We start from the raw sequence: 20,052 nt of genomic DNA on the forward strand, positions 1-20,052 counted from the left end.
TGACGACCATAGCGAGTGGGAACCACCTGAATCCATGCCGAACTCAGAAGTGAAACCACTCAGCGCCGATGGTAGTGTGGGGCTTCCCCATGTGAGAGTAGGTCATCGTCAGGCTCTTAAATATAAAGAACCCCCGTCACGAAAGTGGCGGGGGTTTTTTATATTTAGGATACGATGAACTCCTGTCCCTACACGGCCCATGTGAGCGACCCTGTTCCAAAGGAACGGGGAGCAGGCGCCAAAGGCGTCGCGAAGCGATCGCGAGCACCGCTCGCGACCTAAAGTAGGTCAGCTCACGCCAAGCCTCCGCTACCGGCAAAGCGACCTAAAGTAGGTCATCCCACGCCAAGCCTCCGCTACCGGCAAAGCGACCTAAGTAGGTCATCCCCACTCCACACCTCTCTGGAATCCTGCCGGCCGGCAGAGCCGGCCTTTCGCGGGCAAGGCCCGCTCCCACAAGGCCCAGCTCCCACAAGGCCCCGCTCCCACAAAGCCTCGCTCCCACAAACCCAGACCTCGAGCCCGTCCTAAACCTATTTATTTCTCCACCTCCATCATCGGACACTCCTCCCCAACCACCAGCCCCATCGCCCCCGGCAGCACCTTCAACTTAAACCGCTGATCCTTCAACGGCTCGCCATCCAGATTCAAATGCATCGGCTCCGGGGTCTCGATCTCCAGCTCACTGACCCGTGCACGCACGAACAATCCCTCACGCTCGCCGTTGCCGTTGCCATTGTCGCTGTTGAACAGCCCCCGCACGCCGGCGAGAAGATCCATATCCGAAGGCAGAATCGCCACATCCATCAGGCCGTCATCGATGCAGGCCTCGGGGCACAGCCGCTGGCCGCCGCCGGCCTGGCGGCCGTTGCCCAGCCCCAGGGCGAGGAATTCACCCTGCCACTCAAAATCAGGCCCCCGGAAATGCCCCTCCGCCGGACGCACTTCCGCGAACCGCGTCAGCCCGGTGAGCAAATAGGCGGCCCCGCCCAGCAGTTCTTTCAGATCCTCCGACGTCTGGGTGGTCACCTCGGTGCCGAACCCGCCGGTGGCCATGTTGAGGAAATAGCTGTCGTTTACCTGGATCACGTCCACCGGCCGGGGGGCGTGATCGAGCAGCGCCAGGGCCTCCGCAGGATCTTCCGGTATGCCGGCCGCGGTGGCGAAGTCATTGGCGGTGCCCATGGGGACTATGGCCAGTGCCAGGTCCGGCTTCCCGGACGCCATCATCGCCTGGGTGATGTCCCGCACCGAGCCGTCACCGCCCGCGGCGACAATCGTGCGGTAGCCCAGGGACAGCGCCTCGTCCACATAGCGTTCCGCGTCGCCGCCTTCCCAGGTGACTCTTACCGCCAGGTCCCAGCCGTCTTCCCGGCGGTCCATGACCGCTTCCCTGAGAGCCTGATGGGCCGCCTGTTTGCCGTGCAGAATCAGTAGCGCTTTACGCTCCATGTAAGAGTCCTTGGCTGGTGAATGGGGCGCCCCGAGGGGCGTGCTGCTAGCTTAGGCCGTGCAGGAGGAAATCGCACCCAGGCGACAGATGCCTTTACAACAATTAACCGCTCCGCCCTGAAAGCTGAATAGAGCGGACCTATCGACGCAATGAGAAAATGCGTGCTTTACCTATTGGCGAGAATGGATATCATTTACCCATCATCTAGGAGGTGCTCCATGGGTAAAACATTCAGCTTTGGCATCATGCATATCAGCATCGCCTTCCTGGTGGTTTGGGCGATGACCGGAGACTGGCGCATCGGTGGCGCCACCGCGCTGGTGGAACCCTGCGTGAACACCGTGGCGTACCACTTCCACGAGAAAGTCTGGAAGCGCCTGAAAAAGGGTAAAGGGTCGTCCGGTGGTAGCGGGGGAACGCTGATAGCGGCGTGATAGACTGCCTGTTTACGGCCCGGATGGCCTTGGTTAAGCTAGCCAGCCGGGTAAACAAAAACAGGGGAAAAATCACGTGCAACGCACACCGGAAGATCTGGACGCCATACGTCAGGTCGTCAATCAGGTCCTGGAGGCCCACGCGGAAGAGGAGGGCGGCCAGCGCTCCCAGGCGCGCGCGGAGATTCTGATCCACTCCATGTATGTGTTCGCCCAGCGCGGGCTGGCCAGGACCACCGTGCAGCACCTGCTGGACGCCGCCAAAGTGTCCCGGCGCACCTTCTACAAGTACTTCCGCAACAAGATGGACGTGCTGGAGAGCATCTACCGGATTTTTATCGATAACATGCTGCTGCACTTCCATCAGGAAATGCGCCAGGCCCAGTCGGTGAAGGAGATCATCACCAACACCACCGAGGTGTATTTCAACTACCACGTCAGCATGGGGCCGGTGATCAAGCTGATGATGGAGGAGGCCCGCTCCTCCAACTCGGCGCTGGCCCCCCACCGGGTGCGTGCCCAGCAGATTGCCGCGGAAGTGCTGTCGTCGGAGATCAGCCGGCTGACCCAGCGGGACATGGAGCCGCTGGTAATGCGGACCATGCTCTGGATTCTGGAAAACTATTCCCTGTACATCTTCGAGAACGGCGAATTTTCCGCCCAGCGTCTGGAGCAGTGCCGCCGCACCATGATCGGCATCGCCGAATCGGTGGTGCTGGGCGCCGACGCCACTCCCGGCATGCTGGAGCGGCCACAGAGCTGAAGCGCTACTCCGGCTTGCGGAACCGCAGCGTCATGCGGTCGCTTTCACCGATACGCAGATAGCGGTCCCGGTTCTCTTCCCCCAGCCGCAGGGTGGGCGGAAGGGTCCAGACCCCGGCCGGGTGCTCGGTATCGTCCGCCGGGTTGGCGTTGATACTGGCGTTGGCCTCCAGTTCGAAGCCCGCGTTCTCCGCCTGCTCAATCACGTACGCCTCGGTCATATAGCCGGACTCGATCTGCTCTTCCAGCGGCCGGCCGGCGGGGGCCCGGTGTTCCACCACCCCCAGCACGCCGCCCGGTTTCAGAGCCCGGAAAAAGCTTTCAAAGGCGGCCTCGGCGGTGCCGGCCTTGGCCCAGTTGTGCACGTTGCGGAAGGTGAGCACCCGGTCGGCGCTGCCGGCCGGCGCGATGTCGGTGTGCTCGGGCGGCCCCAGATGGGTGATTTTCACCTGGTCGTAGAGCGCCGGGCGGGCCGACAGCTTCTCTTGGTAGCGCTGCAGGGCGCGCCGGTAGAAATCGACGCCACTGTCGGCGGGAAACTGCGCCGCGTAGAGGGTGCCGTGGTCGCGCAGCCAGGGCGCCAGAATGGCGGTATACCAGCCGCCGCCCCCGGGCCAGACTTCCACCACCGTCATATCCGGCTCGACCTGAAAGAACGCCAGGGTCTCGGCGGGGTGGCGATCGCCGTCGCGGCCGCTGTCCGCCTCGCGGTGGGGGCTTTCCAGAATCTGTTCCAATGGCGCGGCCACGGCCGTGCCGGCCAGCCACAGAGTGGCGAGAGCAAAAAGCGTTGAGATGCGCATGCGGCCTCCTTCAGGCGTCGCCGGCGCGCAGGCCGCGCACCAGCACTTCCATGTAACTGACGGCCTGGTGCTCAAGCCGTCCTTCGCCGGTGAGCACCCAGGTGTAGGTGGTGCCCACCAGCAGATTCACCATCATCAAAATAGTGTCCCGGGTGGAAAGTGCAACAAAGTAGCCGTCGTTACGCAGCTCGTTGAAGAAGGCGTCGGCCACCGGCAGGTTGTCTTCCACCAGGCGCAGATAGCGTTGTTGGATCGGGCCGAGAAACTCACCGGCTTCCTGGATCAGCAGCCGGGAGAAATCGCGCTCGCTTTCCAGAAAGCGGGCCACGGCGCGGCACACATTCTCCAGGCGCTGCAGCGGCGGCGCGCCGTTGAGCAGCTCGCCCAGCACCAGGTCGCGGATCGCGGTGAGGTTTTCCTCCACCACGGTGAGCAGCAGCGCGTCCTTGGACGGGAAGAAGCGGTAGATGGTGGCCTTGCCGACACCGGCGCGCTGGGCGATGGTTTTCACCTCCGCCCGGCGGAACCCCTGTTCGGCGAACACATCCCGGGCGGTGGCGAGTATGCGCGCCCGGCGCGGGTCATTGTCGGTCAAGGCCGTGCCTCCTGACGCGGCGTGCTCGGCGCGCGCCTAAAGATACTTGATCTTCTCCATCTGCTCTTCCAGACGGGCCTGTTGCGAGCGGTGGTCGTCCAGTTTCTCGCGCTCCTTGGCGACCACTTCGTCGGGGGCTTTATCGACGAAGTTGGGATTGCGCAGCTTGCTCTCGCCACGGGCCACTTCCTTGCGCAGCTTGTCGATCTCCTTGCCCAGACGCTCGATCTCCGCGTCCTTGTCGATCAGGCCGGCCATCGGCACCAGGATTTCCATGTCGCCGACCAGACCGGTGGCGGACGCCGGGGCGGAATCCTCCGCGTTCAGCCAGGTGATGCGCTCCAGCTTGGCCAGCCGGCACATGAAGTTGTGGTTGGCGGCCAGGCGCTCGCGGTCGATGTCCTTGCCGTTGTGCAGGTACACGTCCAGCGCCTTGCCCGGCGGGATGCGCATCTCGCCACGGATGTTACGCACCACGGTAATCACCGCCTTGATCCACTCGATGTCGCTCTCCGCCTGCGGATCCAGGCGCGCGCTGTCACTGACCGGGAACGGCTGGCGCATGATGGTGGCGGCGGCGCCTTCCGCCGCCGGCGTCTTGCCCGCCAGCGGGGCCACTTTCTGCCAGATCTCTTCGGTGATGAACGGCATGAAGGGGTGCGCCAGACGCAGGATGGCTTCCAGCACCCGCACCAGCGTGCGACGGGTGCCGCGCTTTTCCGCTTCACTGTATTCGTCACCGTAGAGCACCGGCTTGGACAGCTCCAGATACCAGTCGCAGTACTCGTTCCAGATGAACTCGTAGGCGGCGTGGGAAGCGACGTCGAAACGGAACTGGTCGAGCGCCTCGGTGACTTCGGTTTCGGCGCGCTGCAGCGCGCTGACGATCCAGCGATCCGCCAGGGACAGGGTCACTTCGCCGCTGTCCGCGTCCAGGCCGCAGTCCTGGTTCTCGGTGTTCATCAGTACGTAGCGCGCGGCGTTCCAGATCTTGTTGCAGAAGTTACGGTAGCCTTCGATGCGGCCCATGTCCCACTTGATGTCGCGGCCGGTGGAGGCCAGCGACAGGAAGGTGAAGCGCAGCGCGTCGGTGCCGTAGGCGTTGATGCCGTCCGGAAATTCCTTACGCGTGCGCTTGCCGATCTGCTTTTCTTTCTGCGGCTGCATCAGCCCGCGGGTGCGCTTGTCCACCAGGGTGTCCAGGTCGATGCCGTCGATCAGATCGAGCGGGTCCAGCACATTGCCCTTGGACTTGGACATCTTCTGGCCTTCCGCGTCGCGGACCAGGCCGTGCACGTACACCTGCTTGAAGGGCACCTGGCCGGTGAACTTCAGCGTCATCATGATCATCCGCGCGACCCAGAAGAAAATGATGTCGAAACCGGTTACCAGCACATCGGTGGGGTGGAAGGTTTTCAGCTCTTCGGTTTGTTCCGGCCAGCCCAGGGTGGAGAAGGTCCACAGCGCGGAGCTGAACCAGGTATCCAGTACGTCCTCGTCCTGGCTCAAGGGGCGGTCGCCCAGGTTGTGCTCGCGGCGCACCTCGTCCTCGTCGCGGCCCACATAGACGTTGCCGTCCTCGTCGTACCAGGCGGGAATCCGGTGGCCCCACCACAGTTGCCGTGAAATGCACCAGTCCTGCAGGTCGCGCATCCACGAGAAGTACATGTTCTCGTAGTTCTTGGGCACGAACTGGATGTCGCCGTTTTCCACCGCTTCGATAGCCGGCTTGGCCAGGGATTCCACCGCCACGAACCACTGGTCGGTGAGATAGGGTTCGATCACCACGCCGGAGCGGTCGCCGCGCGGCACCTGCAGGGTGTGGTCCTCGACCTTCTCCAGCAGGCCCAGCGCGTCCAGATCGTCGACCACTTTCTTGCGGGCGTCGAACCGGTCCAGGCCGCGGTAGGCTTGCGGCGCGTTGTCGTTCAGATGCGCCTCGATGGTGAACAGGTTGATCTGCGGCAGATCGTGGCGCTTGCCCACTTCGTAGTCGTTGAAGTCATGGGCCGGGGTGATTTTCACGCAGCCGGAACCGAAGTCCGGGTCCACGTAATCGTCGGCGATAATCGGAATATCGCGGTCGGCCAGTGGCAAACGCACGGTCTGGCCGATCAGATCCTTATAGCGCGGGTCTTCCGGGTGCACCGCCACGGCGGTGTCACCGAGCATGGTCTCCGGGCGGGTGGTGGCCACCACCAGGTGCCCGGACCCGTCGGAAAGCGGATAGCGGAAGTGCCACATGTGGCCCTGTTCTTCACGGTTTTCCACTTCCAGGTCGGAGATCGCGGTGTGCAGCGCCGGATCCCAGTTGACCAGACGCTTGCCACGGTAGATCAGGCCCTCGCTGTGCAGGCGCACGAACACCTCGCGCACCGCGTTGGACAGCCCGTCGTCCATGGTGAAACGTTCACGGGACCAGTCCACGCTGCTGCCCATGCGGCGCAGCTGCTGGGTGATGGTGCCGCCGGATTCCGCCTTCCATTCCCAGACTTTGTCCAGGAAGCGCTCGCGGCCCAGTTGATGGCGGTCGGTGCCTTCCGCCGCCAGGCGGCGCTCCACCACCATCTGGGTGGCGATGCCGGCGTGGTCGGTGCCCACCTGCCAGAGGGTGTTGCGGCCTTGCATGCGGCGATAGCGCACCAGGGTGTCCATGATGGTGTCCTGGAACGCGTGCCCCATGTGCAGACTGCCGGTCACATTCGGCGGCGGGATCATCATCGCGAAGGATTGGCCCTCGCCGGAGGGGCGGAAATGGCCTGCCTTTTCCCAGGTCTGGTACCAGGCCTGCTCGATGCTGTCGGGTTGGTAGGTTTTATCCATGATCTCCGCTGTCTTCACCGCAAAAACGAAGGGCGAATTATAGCGAAAGGGGGCGCCGCCGTCGCGCTCCGTGGTTCAGAGACGGTGGCTCTGGATCTGAAAGCCCCGGTCGCGATAAAAGCGGAAACGGGCCCGGCCCGCCTCGCGCAGCGGCCCGTCACCGGTGATCATTTCCGCCACCCGCTGGAAACGGGTGGCGAAATCCGGCACCTCCGGCGCCAGGTTGATCAGCACATCGTGGTGGTCGCCGGGATCGTCCCCGTGCCCCACCACCACCGGGGTGCCGGCTGCCGGAGTGTCGGCCACCGGAGTGCCGGCCAGGTCGTGGGGCAGAAAGCCGGTGGCCGGCTGCGCCCAGAAGGCGGCGTCCACGTCGCGGGCGTGGGCGTCGTCCCGGCAGTGCACATAAATGCGCCGTGACTGCCGCCAGGCCTTCTCCGCGATACGGCGGGCGAGGGCGGTTTGCACGCCTTCGCCGGCCTGTTCAGTGATGTAGAACAGTATTTCCGTCAAGGGGTCAGCCTTTGCGCTCCGCCAGATTGATCAGGTAGCGGGTCAGCATCGGCACCGGCCGGCCGGTGGAGCCCTTCTCCTTGCCGCCGCTGCTCCAGGCGGTGCCGGCGATGTCCAGATGCGCCCACTTCACGTCGCGGGTAAAACGGTGCAGGAAGCAGGCCGCGGTGATCGAGCCGCCTTTGGGGCCGCCGATGTTCTGCATGTCCGCGAACGGGCTGTCCAGCTGGCTCTGGTAGTCTTCCCACAGCGGCATTGGCCAGCCCCGGTCGCCGGTGTCCCGGCCGGCGTCCAGCAGCGCCTCGCTGAGCGCGTCGTCGTTGCTGTACACCGCCTGGGCGTGGCTGCCCAGCGCCACCACGCAGGCCCCGGTCAGGGTGGCGACATCGATCACCGTGTGCGGCTTGTGCTTCTGCTGCACGTAGGTGAGGGCGTCGCACAGCACCAGCCGGCCCTCGGCGTCGGTATTGAGAATCTCCACGGTCTGCCCGGACAGGGTTTTGACGATATCCCCGGGGCGGGTGGCTTCGCCGTCGGGCATGTTTTCCGCCGCGGCCACCACCGCGACCAGGTGAATCGGCAGGCCCAGCTCGCACACGGTTTTCATCGCCCCGAACACGCTGGCGGCGCCGCCCATGTCGTACTTCATCTCGTCCATGTTGGCGCCGGGTTTCAGGGAGATGCCGCCGGTATCGAAGGTAATGCCCTTGCCGACCAGGGACACCGGCTTGCCGGCCGCGCCCTTGTAGTCCATCACGATCAGGCAGCCCTTGCGGCTGCTGCCCTGGGACACGGCGCAAAACGCGCCCATGCCCATCTTTTCCGCCTGGGCGTGGCTGATCACCTTCACGGACAGCTTTTTCTCGTAATCCTTGCCGAGCTGGCGGGCGCGCCTGGCCAGGTACTCCGGGTAGCAATCGTTGGGCGCCATGTTGCCCAGATCCTTGGCCAGCGCGGACCCGGCGGCCACCGCCTTGCCCACGCTGCTGGCCTTCTTCAGGCCGTTATTAAGCTCGGCCGCCCAGAAGGTCCACTTCTTCAGCGTCGCCGCCTTGGGGGCTTTGCTGCGGTACAGGTCGAACCGGTAGGCGGCTTCTTCCGCCACCCGGGTGCCTTCACGCACCTGCCATTCGGTATCCCGGGCCACGGCCACCGAGCCCAGCACCCACACCGCCTGCTTCACCGGGCCGCGCTGCAGCGCGCGGCTGACCTGGCCGACCAGTTTCAGGAAGGCGTTGCCGTCCAGCTCGCTCTTGTCCCCGCAGCCGACCAGAAACAGGCGGCTGGCGGTCAGGCCCGGCGGCTGATGCAGCCACGCGGTCTGGCCCTTGTCGCCGGAGAAATCTCCGGCCTTAATGAACGCCTTGACCGCTTCGCGTGTCTCATCGGGCAGGTTGTCTGGCAGGGTTGCGTCGCTGCTCAAGGGAAGAATCACGCAATCCGCTTTGATTTTTGCTAAAGCGGAATGGCTAATGGCGTACTCCATGCTGTCTCCTGAGTTACAATGCCGCACACTTTCAGTGCAGGTTAAGTGCGGGCGGGGCCGACGTTGATATTACACCGCTATATAAATCGACAGGTATTCATGACCACGGTACTGGTCACCTTCATTCTAGTGATGGTGCTGGTCAGTGGCCGCTTTATCAAGTACTTAGCCGAGGCCGCCGCCGGGCAGATCGCGGCGGACGCCCTGTTCCTGGTGATGGCGTTCCGGCTCCCCGAGTTTTTGCAGATGATTCTGCCGCTGAGCCTGTACATCGCCATACTGCTGGTACTCGGGCGCATGCACATGGACAACGAGATGGTGGTGCTGCGCGCCGGCGGGCAGGGCGACGGCCGGGTGGTGCGTTCCTTGATCGTACCCGCTCTGGTGGCGATGAGTGTGATCGCCCTGTTCGCGCTCTACGTCACCCCGCAAGGGGACGCGGAGGTGAACCGCATCTTCGAGGAACAAAAGGGGCGCTCGGTGCTGGAACTGCTGACCCCCGGGCGCTTCCACGTCAAAGGTGACGACGACAACCAGAGAGCTACCTACGCGGAAAGCCTCAACCGCGAGGAAGGCGTGCTGGAAAGCGTGTTCGTGGCCGACGCCAGCTTCTCCAGTGAGGAAGCCGGCCGCCTGCTGACCGTCTGGGCGCGCAGCGGCAACCTGGTGCAGCAGGACGGCATCAGCTATCTGGAATTGACCGACGGCTACCAGTACCAGGGCAAGCCCGGCGAGGCGGATTACCGCGAAGTGGCCTTCGAGAAAGCCCGCGTGCGCATCGGCAGCGAGCGTTCCAGCAGCCGGCCGCCGGAGGTGCGCGGCCGTTCCACCCTGGATCTGATCGATGACGGCGGCAACCAGGCCATGGCGGAGCTGGCCTGGCGCTGGTCCCTGGTGCTCACCGTGCCGATCATGTGTCTCGCCGCCGTGCCGCTGTCCCGCGTTAATCCCCGCCAGGGCCGGTTTCTGCGCATGATCCCCGCGGTGCTGGGCTACATGCTTTACGTGGGCCTGCTGTTGACCATGCGCAGCTGGATCGCCGAAGTGCCCGGCAGCGAACGGCCCTGGTACTACTCCATGGTCTGGATTCACCTGATCGCCGGGTTCGCCGTCTTCATGCTCTATTTCGGCGGCCGGCTGAAGCCGAGGAGGGCCCGCGCATGACCCTGCTCAAACGCTATTTCTGGCGCTCGGTGCTGCTGCCGTCGCTGGCCATCGTGGCGATCATCGTCGGCCTGGACTGCCTATTCAGCTTTATCTACGAGCTGGAATTCCTGCGCGGCGGTTACCAGGTGATGCAGGCGCTGCAGTTCGTGCTCACCACGGTGCCGCGCCGCTTTCACGAATACCTGCCCATGGCGATTCTGCTCGGCACCCTGATCGGCCTGGGGCTGATGGCCAACAGCGGCGAACTGTCGGTGATCCGCGCCGCCGGCGTGTCCACGCTGCAGGTAAGCTGGATGGTGCTGCGCCCGGTGATTTTCCTGATGCTGCTGTCGATCCCGGTGGGCGAGTACCTGGCCCCGTATACCGAGCAGGTGGCGCAGAGCAACCGCTCCCTGCAGGAGGGCGGCGGTGAGGCGCTGCGCAGTGAATACGGTTTCTGGCACCGGGAAGGCGACGAGTTCATCCATATCAATACGGTGCAGCCCAACGGGGTGCTCTATGGCCTCACCCGTTACCGCTTCAACGACGATCACCAGCTGGAAGAGAGCCAGTTCGTGGAAAGGGCGCTCTACCAGGGCGATCACTGGACACTGCAGAACATCCAGGGCACCCGTTTCGGCGACGACCGCACCGAAACCTACACCGAAGGTGGCGGCCGCTGGGACACCAGCCTGACCCCGCAATTGCTGAGTATCGTGGTCCTGGAGCCGCGGCGGCTGGCGATGGCCAAATTGTGGAACTACACCCGCTATATGAAAGAGCAGGGGCTGCAAAGCGCGGATTACATGCTGGCGTTCTGGCAGAAACTGCTGATGCCGGCGGCCACCATCGGCATGGTGCTGATCGCCATCTCCTTTATTTTCGGCCCCTTGCGCGAAGTGACCATGGGGCTGCGCATGGCCGCCGGCATCGTCGCCGGGCTGACCTTCAACTACGGTCAGCAGTTTTTTGGACATCTGTCCCTGGTGTTCCGCACCGAGCCGCTGCTGGCCGCCGGGTTACCCCCGCTGCTGTGCCTGGTACTGGGCATCTGGCTGCTGCTGCGGGTGCGCTGAACGGCTGGCAATGTTGGCCGGGCTTGGTATACTCGCCGCCCGAGACAGCGGGATCGCTGTCCAGCGGTAAGCCAAAGCCAGAGTGGTGGAATTGGTAGACACGACGGATTCAAAATCCGTTGCCCGCGAGGGCGTGCCGGTTCAAGTCCGGCCTCTGGTACCAAACATTATGTTGGGAATGGACTTCCGACGCAGCGTCGTCACTGGGATTTCCCTTTCCGGTTTCGTTAGGGCGCCCCGTTCAATTTGCTCCTTCGACTAGCTACGTTGAGGCTGCTGTAAACATCCCCGCTTCATCTGGTTACAAGCCGGGCAGCCGTAATCGGTGGTTGCCCTCCTCTCTCCTCCCTTGAACCGTACGACTACCTTATCAAACAACGGACCTGAGTTCCGCGGACGTCCCGACGCCCCTTTGTATGCACTGCTGCTTCAGATGGCAGTGTCCTGTTACGGTAAAAGATGAGCGATCTTTAAGAAAAAATTCTTATTGAGTCTTGGTTGGTTAACCAATAGCATCTTTGGAAACGTATACTTCATGCTGTAGTTCTCTAGAGGAGGTTCTGATGAGTGCAATCTCAATTCAGCCCCGTAAAGTAGATTTTGATGTGTCCTCTGTGCCGCGCCACTGGAATGGTGGTGATCCTGTGGTAACCCGTTTTTTTGACGCCTTGTCGGTGCATTTTCCCGAGGGGGAGCGGTTTTTTATCCAGTCGGTGCGCCATTTCCAGGATCAGGTGACGGACCAGCGCTTGCGTGAAGATATCCGCCATTTCATTCGTCAGGAGGGCCAGCACGGTATCGTCCATGATCGTTTCAATGACGTGATGGAGGCGCAGGGAATCGATGTCGATCAGATTACCCGCAACCTGCGTCGTTTTATTCGTACGACACAGAAATACATGCCGGAAAAGTATCAACTGGCGATGACCGCGGCTTTCGAGCATTTTACCGCCACTCTGGGCGAGGCGATGCTCAAGGATGAAACGGATATGTTCCGAGATGCGGATCCGGTAATGCGGGCGATGTTTCTCTGGCATGGTGTGGAAGAGGTTGAGCACAAGGCAGTGGCGTACGATGTATACCGAACTGCGGCAGGCGGAGGTTATTTGACTCGCGCTTCGGCCCTGGTGGTTGCCATGCTGATGGTGCACCTGGTCGTCGGGCCGGTGTTCGTGAATATGTTGCGTCTTGACGGTGCGATGCGACGGCCGACGGTAGTGCTGCGTGGTCTAAACCGGCTCTACGGTCGTCGCGGTATTCTGACCCGCATGTTGCCCGAGTTTGTTGCGTGGTTCCGTCCGGGATTCCACCCCTGGCAAACGGGCATGCCGGAGAAAGTCGCGGCATGGTTGAAGGAGTACGGAGAGCATGGTGATCCGATGCGGGCATCGGCCGCCGTATATGAAACCGAGCCGGTGAGCGAGGCCGCCTGAATGGTCGGCGGAGAAGTGTCTGAAACGGCTGTAAGACCAAAGATCGGGGCGCGTCACTGCCACAGGCCGGGCAGGCACTGTGGCAGTTCGGCCATCCGTGACTTGCTTGAGTTCCACGGCTTGGTGATGAGCGAGGCTTGCTGTTTTGGTCTTGGGGCCGGACTCGGCATTACCTATGTGGAGACTGCAGCCTCCAATACCCCTTTCATCGTGCATGTGCGTTCAATGGAATTCGAGGAAAAGGTATTCAATACTTTGGATATTCCCTTTTCCTGGCGCGGCTACCGCGATCAACGGTCCGCCAATACGGATCTCAAACGGGTGCTGAATGAAAATCGACCCGCACTGTTGTTAACTGACATTTTCCATTTGCCCTACTTCCAAAGCAACACACATTTTGCAGGGCACGCCATTGTGGCATGGTTATATGACGAGGAGCGGGACGAGGTGTTGGTCAGTGATACCGAACGCCCGGGATTGATCGCGGTATCTACGGCTAATTTGGCCGACGCACGCTTCTCCACTGCGCCCCCTTTTATTCATAACGGAAACCTGTTTGCCCCCGAAGCTATCAAAGCCAGCGTAACTCCGGAACGTATTCGGAGGGCCATCTTTGACAATGCCTATGCTCTGGCGAACGGCGATCGTTTTAGCGGTCTCGCGGCGCTGGATACTTGGATTGACGGGCTGTCACATTGGGCGGCTGACGAAAACTGGCGCTGGTCGTTGCGTTTTGCTTACCAGGTGATCGAAAAGCGCGGTACTGGGGGAGCCGGATTTCGTACCCTGTACGCCGATTTTTTGGAAGAGGCCAGTGCACGGCTTACCGTGGTGAGAGATGCGAAGTTAGTGGAGCTCATGCGAGGCGCGGCAGCGGCTTGGTCCGGCTTGGCGGCTGTTTTGAAAATGGCTTCCGAGGCAACGACATTTCCTTCCGCCGATATCGAGTTGGCTATTAATCGGGTTAAATCACACGAGTCGCGTTATGTGAAGTGTGCACTAGATGCTCTGGGCTGATTAGATAAAAGCGACCGGACCCGGAGCGAGATACCGGCTCCCGAGTGGGCCAGCCAATGAAAGGGGGAAGCGATTCGATGTCAGATCGTTATTTAACCATGGCCAAGACCTTCTTTGGCACATCCCATCCCTTGTTCAACGCCTTCGGCGTGGAAGTGGAGGAAGTTGGCAAAGGGCGTGCCGCCATGAGCCTCTCCTGCCGTCCAACGCTTTGCGATCGACACGGGGGGCTTCACCGAGGAGTTGTTGTCACGCTATTGGATACCAATTGCGGGTTGGCAATATTTTCCCGGCTCGGTGACATGCGTCCGATTGCGACCATCGATCTGCGTGTGGATTTCATCCGGCCTGTACCCGCGGGGGAGGGAATCTACAGCGAGGTGGAGTGTTACGCGGTACGAGGTGATATCGCCTATGTGCGCGGACAAGGTTGCGCTTATTCCGATCATAACTTGCTGGCAACGGTATTCGGTTCATTTGCCGTCGGTACTCTCGGGCCTGCATTCGATTCAGCCATGAAAGGAGAGGGGAAAGTATGAAAGAGCGATCGCTTTCGAATCGCCAGATGACGGGTTGGCTGACATGGCTCTGAATAAAGCGCAAAAAGAAATGCTTGAAAATACTCCATTTGTGGAGTTTCTAGGTCTCGAGGCGTTGACCTCTGATGAGGGGTTCTCTTGCCGGTTGTGCTTTCGAGAACAGCATATCGGTAATCCTCTGTTGCGTACCTTTCATGGCGGCATCCTAGCCAGTTTTGCCGAAATAACGGCAGCTCTTTATTTGATGGAATCGCTTGATCTGGTCGAAGAGCCGTCATGCAGTAGTATGACCTTTGATTATTTACGGCCCGCGTTTGCGGGCACGATTCGTGCCGAGCCTTGTATTGTCCGTGCAGGAAGACGTTTCGTAGTCGTATCGGTCGACGTTTATCTGGATAAAACGCTCGTGTCAATCGGGCGCTTTATCTACAGCCGCTAAGTATTTTCAACTGGGGCTGATGCTTTTTAAGCGACTTGGGAGAATACCATGATCATATCGCAAACATTACGTCGTGCGGTCCAGCAAAATCCTGACGGCATCGCCACGATTTACAAGGATAGAAAGCAGTCATGGCGCGCTTTTGAGAATCGTGTTGCGCGCCTGGCCGCGGGCCTTCGCGCCTTGGGAGCGGAAAGCGGGAACCGCGTCGCGATCTTGTCACTCAATAGCGACCGCTACCTAGAATATTTTTACGCCGTGCCATGGGCCGGCGCGGCTCTTAATCCCGTCAATATCCGCCTGGCGCCCCCGGAGATCGCGTACAGTCTGAACGATTCCGCATCGTCCATCCTGTTTGTCGATGATGCATTCAGCGACATGCTGTCAAAACTGCGGCCGCTGCTTGAGACCGTTCAGCATGTGGTTTTCATGGGCGACGGTAGTTTACCGGATGGGTGTGTCGACTATGAGTCGCTTATCGCTGAATCAGATCCGATGCGGGATATCAGCGAAGGAGGGAGCGAGCTTGCCGGACTGTTCTATACCGGGGGGACCACCGGGCGGTCGAAAGGCGTGATGCTGAGCCATGACAACCTTGTCTTCAATGCGCTTAATGTGGTGCCGGAAATGGATTATGGGTCCGGCACGATCTACATGCATGCGGCTCCGATGTTTCATTTGGCCGATATGGCAAGCACTTTTGCCGTGACGCTAGCTGGTGGCACGCACGGCATCGTACCTCGTTTCGATGTAGACGATGTGCTCTCTTTTATTGAGCGTGAAAGAGTTACACATGCCTTGCTCGTGCCAACGATGATCAATCTGCTGGTGTCCTCCGGAAGAATAAAGGAATTCGACGTAAGTAGCGTCAAGCGCATGCTCTACGGAGCGTCGGCCATGCCTGAGTCAGTATTGATCAGCGCCATGAAGCAGATGCCGGACGCTCTGTTCGCTCAAGGGTATGGACAGACGGAGGCGTCACCCATCATCACCGCCTTGCCACCCGATTTCCATGTGCCTGGAGGCGACAAACTCCGAAGCGCGGGCAGGGCCGCGCTGGGAGTCGAGGTTGCCATTTTTGACAAGGATGATATCGAGCGACCGAGATGCGAAGTTGGCGAGATCTGCGCCAGAGGTCCGAACGTCATGCTGGGTTATTGGGGAATGGAGGAAGCTTCCGCTGAGGCGCTGCGTAACGGCTGGTTGCATACCGGTGACCTCGGTTATATGGATGAAGACGGGTTTGTATTCATCGTCGATCGCGTCAAGGACATGATCATCAGTGGCGGGGAGAATATATTCTCGGTCGAAGTTGAGAGTGCTATCTATAGTCATCCCGCGGTACAGGAATGCGCGGTGGTGGGGATTCCCCACGATGAATGGGTTGAAACGGTGCATGCAATCGTCGTGCCTCGCCAAGGCCATGTGCTCACGGAAGACGAGCTGCTGAGCCATTGCCGGGAGTTGATTGCCGGTTACAAACTTCCACGTAGTATCGAGTTCCGTAGTGAACCATTGCCGGTAAGTGGCGCCGGCAAGATTCTCAAGAATGAGCTGCGTGCACCCTACTGGGAACGGATGGGGCGATCGGTTACCTGATTTATCATTCTTGTCAAAACCACTTGCTTGGATGAGGAAAATTATGAATTTGCAATTTACGCAGGAAGAGCAGAAGTTTCAAAAGACAATACGCGCATGGATGCGGAAAAATGTTCCCGAAGAGATTGGTCGTATTTCCGCACTTGGCGAAATGCCCGAAAAATCACAGCAACAACAATGGGAGAAACGGCTCGGTGAACAGGGTTGGCTGGCGGTAACCTGGCCTGAACAATACGGAGGTCCGGGATGGACCGCGACACAACGTTATCTTTTTGATCTTGAGAGGGCCATGGCTGGGGCGCCTCCGGTAAGTCCCTTCGGTGTCGCCATGGTAGGCCCTGTGATCTACACGTTCGGATCCGCGCAACAAAAAGAGCGATGGCTGCCTGGGATCGCCAGCGGTGAGACGCTTTGGTGCCAGGGTTATTCCGAGCCCAATGCCGGATCGGACCTCGCATCCCTTAAAACCCGCGCCGAGCGCAAACGGGACCACTACCTGGTCAATGGCCAGAAGATTTGGACCACCCAAGCGCATTGGGCGGACATGATGTTCTGTCTTGTTAGAACCGACCCCGATGCCAAGAAGCAACAGGGTATCTCTTTCCTGCTGATAGACATGAACACGCCGGGTATCGAGGTTCGTCCCATTTATACCATTGATGGACACCATCACCTCAACGAAGTGTATTTCACCGATGTCAAGGTGCCGCTGGACAATCTGGTGGGGAAGGAGGGTATGGGGTGGACGATTGCCAAGTTTTTGTTAACGCATGAGCGCACTACGATTGCCGGCGTTGCCGATAGTCACTATGCATTGGCGCGCATGAAGAGGGCTATTGACGAAGCTCCGTATTACATCGATAAGCAACAGGCGCGACGACGTGTGGCCGAGCTGGAAGTCGAACTGATGGCGTTGGAGTACACCAACTTTAGGACCGTTGCCGCGACAGACGAGGGCAGACCTTTTGGACCGGAGTCTTCCGGTCTCAAGATCAAGGGTACCGAGCTACAACAGAAAATGTCCCAAGCGATGGTCGAGATGGGCGGGTTGATGTCGCTGGTCTGGGATAGTTCATCAGCGGTGGGTAATGAAAGCTTTAATCATTCCCCTCGTCGGTACAATTTTCTTCGCGCCTGCACGATTTATGGCGGATCGAACGAGATTCAGAAGAACGTGCTTGCCAAGATGCTGTTAGGTTTATGAGAGGTCATAATGGAATTCAATCTTTCCGATAACACGACCATGGTTGCCGATACGGCGCGGCGGTATCTCAAGGATCACTATGGTTTTGATACCTACATGCAACAAATCAACCAACTCAATCATTGTGATCCATCACGATGGGAGTTGATGCGCGAGCTAGGCTGGTTTGGTCTGCCGTTTCCTGAGTCGGTTGGAGGCTATGGCGGCGATCTGATCGACGTGGCGATGATTGTTAGGGAGGCCGGCGCCGTCTTGTGTCTGGACCCCTATGTCGATCTGGTGATCGGTCCTGGAAAACTTCTCGAGTATCTGGGTACTGAGCGGGCATTGAAAGTATTGCAATCCATTGTCGATGGTGATGAGAAGGTGGCATGCGCGCTCTATGACTACCACGCCGGATACAATATTTTGAAGCCATCCCTGTCGATTAACAGTGGCAAACTGTCTGGACGGAAGAATTTCGTTCCTGATGGTGGCTGCGCGAATAAGGTGCTGACGACGGCGATGCTTGGCGATGAGCTGACCTTGGTCCTTGTGCCGCTTGAAGGCTGCGAGGTGACCCGATATCGGGGCTTGGACGGTAGCCGGCTTTCAGATGTGCTGTTCGATGACGTGGTGATTGATGAGGAAATGATTCTTTCGCGTGGCGTGAAGGTGGGGCGCGCCGTCAGCAAGGCCGTCGCCTGGTTGCAGGCGCTCGATTGCGCGCGTATGTATGGCGCCGCCAGTGCGCTTTATCAGCGCACTCTTGATTACGCAAAGACGCGGAAGCAGTTCGGTGCGCCGATAGGCAGCTTTCAGGTAATTCAACACTATCTCGTGGATATGTTCACGGATCTTCAACAGTTGGAGTCGATGCTGTTCATGGTCTCCGTCAAGGCGGATCTAGACGATACCTTTGAACGGGAACATGCTTGTTCGGCCACCAAGGCGTATTACGCCGACAAGGGGGTGAAGATCGCGCAACAGGCGATCCAGATTCACGGCGGTATCGGGGTCACCGAAGAGCTTGATATAGGCCATTACTTTCGTCTCATGACGTACTGCTCCCTAACACACGGTCATGGTGACTACCATCTTGATCGTATCGCCGCCCTCGGAGAGGAGTGCGATCGTGGATGAATATGATTTCATCGTAGTCGGAGCGGGATCCGCCGGTTGTGTCCTGGCCAACCGATTAAGCGAGTCCGGCCGATTCTCTGTTTGCTTGCTGGAGGCGGGCCCGCACGACAACAGCGGTTTTGTGAACGTGCCGTTCGGGGTGATCGGTTTGATCAGGGAGGGCAAGCGTAACTGGGGCTATCAAACAGTGGCTCAACGAGCGCTTGGCAACAGGCAGCTCTATTGGCCCCGTGGAAAAACTCTCGGTGGCAGTAGCTCAATCAACGCCATGGTTTATATTCGTGGACAACCTGAGGATTACGATGCCTGGCGGGACAGCGGGCTCAAGGATTGGGGGTGGGATGATGTCCGGCCCATCCTCAACGCGCATGAGCACAATGAGGAGTATCCGCCGGACGCCTGGCACGGTAGCGAAGGACCGCTGAACGTCACTCGGGTCAGGGATCCTAATCCGCTGACTGAGTTGTTCATTCGCGCCGGGGAAGAACTGGGCGAAAAACGTAACGATGATTTCAACGGTGAATCGCAGCGCGGCTTCGGCCAATTCCAAGTGACGCAAAAAGATGGGCGACGTTGGAGTGCCGCGAGGGCGTTTCTCGATCCGGCGAGAAGCCGCGGTAATTTGACCATTCTCACTAATGCAATGGTTTCCCGGGTAGTGATCGAAAATGGACGTGCGGTGGCCGTCGAGTATAGCGATACGGCCGGCACATCTCACACCGTTCGGGCAAATCGGGAAGTCGTACTTTCGGGTGGGGCAATCAACTCGCCTCATTTGCTGATGCTTTCAGGCATTGGTGATCGTGACCATTTACAAAGTGTTGGCGTTGATTGTCTGGTGGACTGCCCAGAGGTGGGTTGTAATCTTCAAGACCATCTGGATATGACTATTTCGATTCACGACCGTAGCAGACAGTCAATTGGCTTCTCCCCTTACTTTCTACCGCGTTTGATGCGAGCGTTCTATGCGTACTTCCGCCATCGGCGCGGCTTTCTAGCCAGCAATGCGGCTGAGGCGGGGGCGTTTATTAATGTCGGCGGAGGGGCGCGCCCGGATGTGCAGATGCATTTTCTGCCCGCATTTCTGCGCGATCATGGCAGGGAGTTGACGTCAGGCTTTGGCTGCACCATTCATGTATGCCAGTTGCGACCTAAAAGCCGCGGTTGGATTCGCCTCGCCGATAGCAACCCTCTCAGTGCCCCGCTCATCGATCCCTGTTATCTTTCCGATGCTGACGATCTCGGCGTCCTGAGAGAGGGCGTCAAACTGGCTCGGCGGGTGTTCCAGACAGAAGCTTTCGCCGAGGTCTTTGGAGGAGAAGATCTGCCGGCGAGCGATGTGCTAACCGATACCCAGATTGAGGAAGATATCAGGCAGCGCGCTGAAACTATTTATCATCCGGTGGGCACTTGCCGTATGGGGGTGGATGATCTGGCCGTAGTGGATGGTCGGTTAAGAGTCAGGGGCGTGTTGGGATTGCGCGTTGCTGATGCGTCCGTCATGCCTTATTTGATCAGTGGCAACACTAACGCGGCGAGCATGATGATCGGCGAGAAAGCGGCTGGTTATATCATTCAGGATCAACAATGAGACGACATTGGCGCCAC

General features: G+C 59.7%; 18 protein-coding genes, 1 tRNA gene and 1 rRNA gene. 14 read left to right on the forward strand and 6 right to left on the reverse strand.

Annotated features, from left to right (window positions below):
* A 5S ribosomal RNA gene (rrf, locus tag ACEQZD_RS12280) occupies window positions 1-114 on the forward strand; the annotation flags it as partial.
* A 423-nt stretch (window positions 115-537) separates the two neighbouring features.
* Here rrf and yegS read toward each other — a convergent pair.
* A complete protein-coding gene (gene yegS, locus ACEQZD_RS12285) occupies window positions 538-1,452 on the reverse strand; it encodes a lipid kinase YegS (protein ID WP_370185873.1) in 915 nt (304 codons plus the stop codon).
* A 219-nt stretch (window positions 1,453-1,671) separates the two neighbouring features.
* Here yegS and ACEQZD_RS12290 point away from each other — a divergent pair, with 219 nt between their 5' ends.
* Together ACEQZD_RS12290 and ACEQZD_RS12295 are read left to right on the forward strand one after the other, a co-directional pair.
* The gene (locus tag ACEQZD_RS12290; RefSeq protein WP_067612176.1) at window positions 1,672-1,887 is read left to right on the forward strand and encodes a DUF2061 domain-containing protein; all 216 of its coding nucleotides are present in this window, start codon (window positions 1,672-1,674) and stop codon (window positions 1,885-1,887) included.
* Window positions 1,888-1,963: 76 nt separating this feature from the next.
* A complete protein-coding gene (locus ACEQZD_RS12295; RefSeq protein WP_142949020.1) occupies window positions 1,964-2,650 on the forward strand; it encodes a TetR/AcrR family transcriptional regulator in 687 nt (228 codons plus the stop codon).
* Between the two features lie 4 nt (window positions 2,651-2,654).
* On the opposite strand, the gene ACEQZD_RS12300 is transcribed toward ACEQZD_RS12295, so the two are convergent.
* From ACEQZD_RS12300 to ACEQZD_RS12320, 5 genes are all read right to left on the reverse strand, one after another.
* Entirely contained in the window at window positions 2,655-3,452 is a 798-nt protein-coding gene (locus ACEQZD_RS12300; protein WP_335628995.1) for a class I SAM-dependent methyltransferase, read from the reverse strand.
* Window positions 3,453-3,462: 10 nt separating this feature from the next.
* On the reverse strand, window positions 3,463-4,047 hold the full coding sequence (locus ACEQZD_RS12305; protein WP_142949018.1) for a TetR/AcrR family transcriptional regulator: 585 nt from the start codon (window positions 4,045-4,047) through the stop codon (window positions 3,463-3,465).
* 36 nt (window positions 4,048-4,083) lie between these two features.
* Window positions 4,084-6,870, reverse strand: coding sequence for a valine--tRNA ligase (locus ACEQZD_RS12310; protein ID WP_370185877.1), 2,787 nt, complete (start codon window positions 6,868-6,870; stop codon window positions 4,084-4,086).
* Window positions 6,871-6,945: 75 nt separating this feature from the next.
* Window positions 6,946-7,383 (reverse strand): DNA polymerase III subunit chi, encoded by a 438-nt coding sequence (locus ACEQZD_RS12315; protein WP_370185880.1) that lies wholly within the window; start codon window positions 7,381-7,383, stop codon window positions 6,946-6,948.
* Between the two features lie 4 nt (window positions 7,384-7,387).
* Entirely contained in the window at window positions 7,388-8,869 is a 1,482-nt protein-coding gene (locus ACEQZD_RS12320; protein WP_370185883.1) for a leucyl aminopeptidase, read from the reverse strand.
* A gap of 45 nt (window positions 8,870-8,914) precedes the next feature.
* On the opposite strand from ACEQZD_RS12320, the gene lptF reads away from it, so the two are divergent.
* From lptF to ACEQZD_RS12375, 11 genes are all read left to right on the forward strand, one after another.
* Window positions 8,915-10,033, forward strand: a complete 1,119-nt coding sequence (gene lptF, locus ACEQZD_RS12325; RefSeq protein WP_370185886.1) for an LPS export ABC transporter permease LptF — start codon at window positions 8,915-8,917, stop codon at window positions 10,031-10,033.
* Window positions 10,030-11,091 (forward strand): LPS export ABC transporter permease LptG, encoded by a 1,062-nt coding sequence (lptG, locus tag ACEQZD_RS12330; protein WP_067608681.1) that lies wholly within the window; start codon window positions 10,030-10,032, stop codon window positions 11,089-11,091. The genes lptF and lptG overlap by 4 nt, the downstream gene beginning before the upstream one ends.
* A 76-nt stretch (window positions 11,092-11,167) precedes the next feature.
* Window positions 11,168-11,254, forward strand: a tRNA-Leu gene (locus ACEQZD_RS12335).
* A 400-nt stretch (window positions 11,255-11,654) separates the two neighbouring features.
* Window positions 11,655-12,524, forward strand: a complete 870-nt coding sequence (locus ACEQZD_RS12340; protein WP_067608685.1) for a metal-dependent hydrolase — start codon at window positions 11,655-11,657, stop codon at window positions 12,522-12,524.
* The gene (locus tag ACEQZD_RS12345) at window positions 12,525-13,541 is read left to right on the forward strand and encodes a BtrH N-terminal domain-containing protein (RefSeq protein WP_370185890.1); all 1,017 of its coding nucleotides are present in this window, start codon (window positions 12,525-12,527) and stop codon (window positions 13,539-13,541) included.
* A gap of 77 nt (window positions 13,542-13,618) precedes the next feature.
* Window positions 13,619-14,080 carry a PaaI family thioesterase gene (locus ACEQZD_RS12350; RefSeq protein WP_214012239.1) on the forward strand — a complete coding sequence of 154 codons (462 nt, stop codon included), beginning with the start codon at window positions 13,619-13,621 and terminating at the stop codon, window positions 14,078-14,080.
* A 43-nt stretch (window positions 14,081-14,123) separates the two neighbouring features.
* The gene (locus ACEQZD_RS12355) at window positions 14,124-14,519 is read left to right on the forward strand and encodes a PaaI family thioesterase (RefSeq protein WP_014994391.1); all 396 of its coding nucleotides are present in this window, start codon (window positions 14,124-14,126) and stop codon (window positions 14,517-14,519) included.
* A 48-nt stretch (window positions 14,520-14,567) separates the two neighbouring features.
* On the forward strand, window positions 14,568-16,118 hold the full coding sequence (locus tag ACEQZD_RS12360; RefSeq protein ID WP_214012238.1) for a long-chain-fatty-acid--CoA ligase: 1,551 nt from the start codon (window positions 14,568-14,570) through the stop codon (window positions 16,116-16,118).
* Window positions 16,119-16,161: 43 nt separating this feature from the next.
* Window positions 16,162-17,322, forward strand: a complete 1,161-nt coding sequence (locus ACEQZD_RS12365) for an acyl-CoA dehydrogenase family protein (protein WP_067608698.1) — start codon at window positions 16,162-16,164, stop codon at window positions 17,320-17,322.
* A 9-nt stretch (window positions 17,323-17,331) separates the two neighbouring features.
* A complete protein-coding gene (locus ACEQZD_RS12370; RefSeq protein WP_370185895.1) occupies window positions 17,332-18,444 on the forward strand; it encodes an acyl-CoA dehydrogenase family protein in 1,113 nt (370 codons plus the stop codon).
* Window positions 18,437-20,035, forward strand: a complete 1,599-nt coding sequence (locus ACEQZD_RS12375; RefSeq protein WP_335629004.1) for a GMC family oxidoreductase — start codon at window positions 18,437-18,439, stop codon at window positions 20,033-20,035. The genes ACEQZD_RS12370 and ACEQZD_RS12375 overlap by 8 nt, the downstream gene beginning before the upstream one ends.
* Window positions 20,036-20,052: the final 17 nt, after the last annotated feature.

Source organism: Alloalcanivorax sp., from assembly GCF_964221125.1.
Classification (GTDB): Bacteria; Pseudomonadota; Gammaproteobacteria; order Pseudomonadales; family Alcanivoracaceae; genus Alloalcanivorax; species Alloalcanivorax venustensis.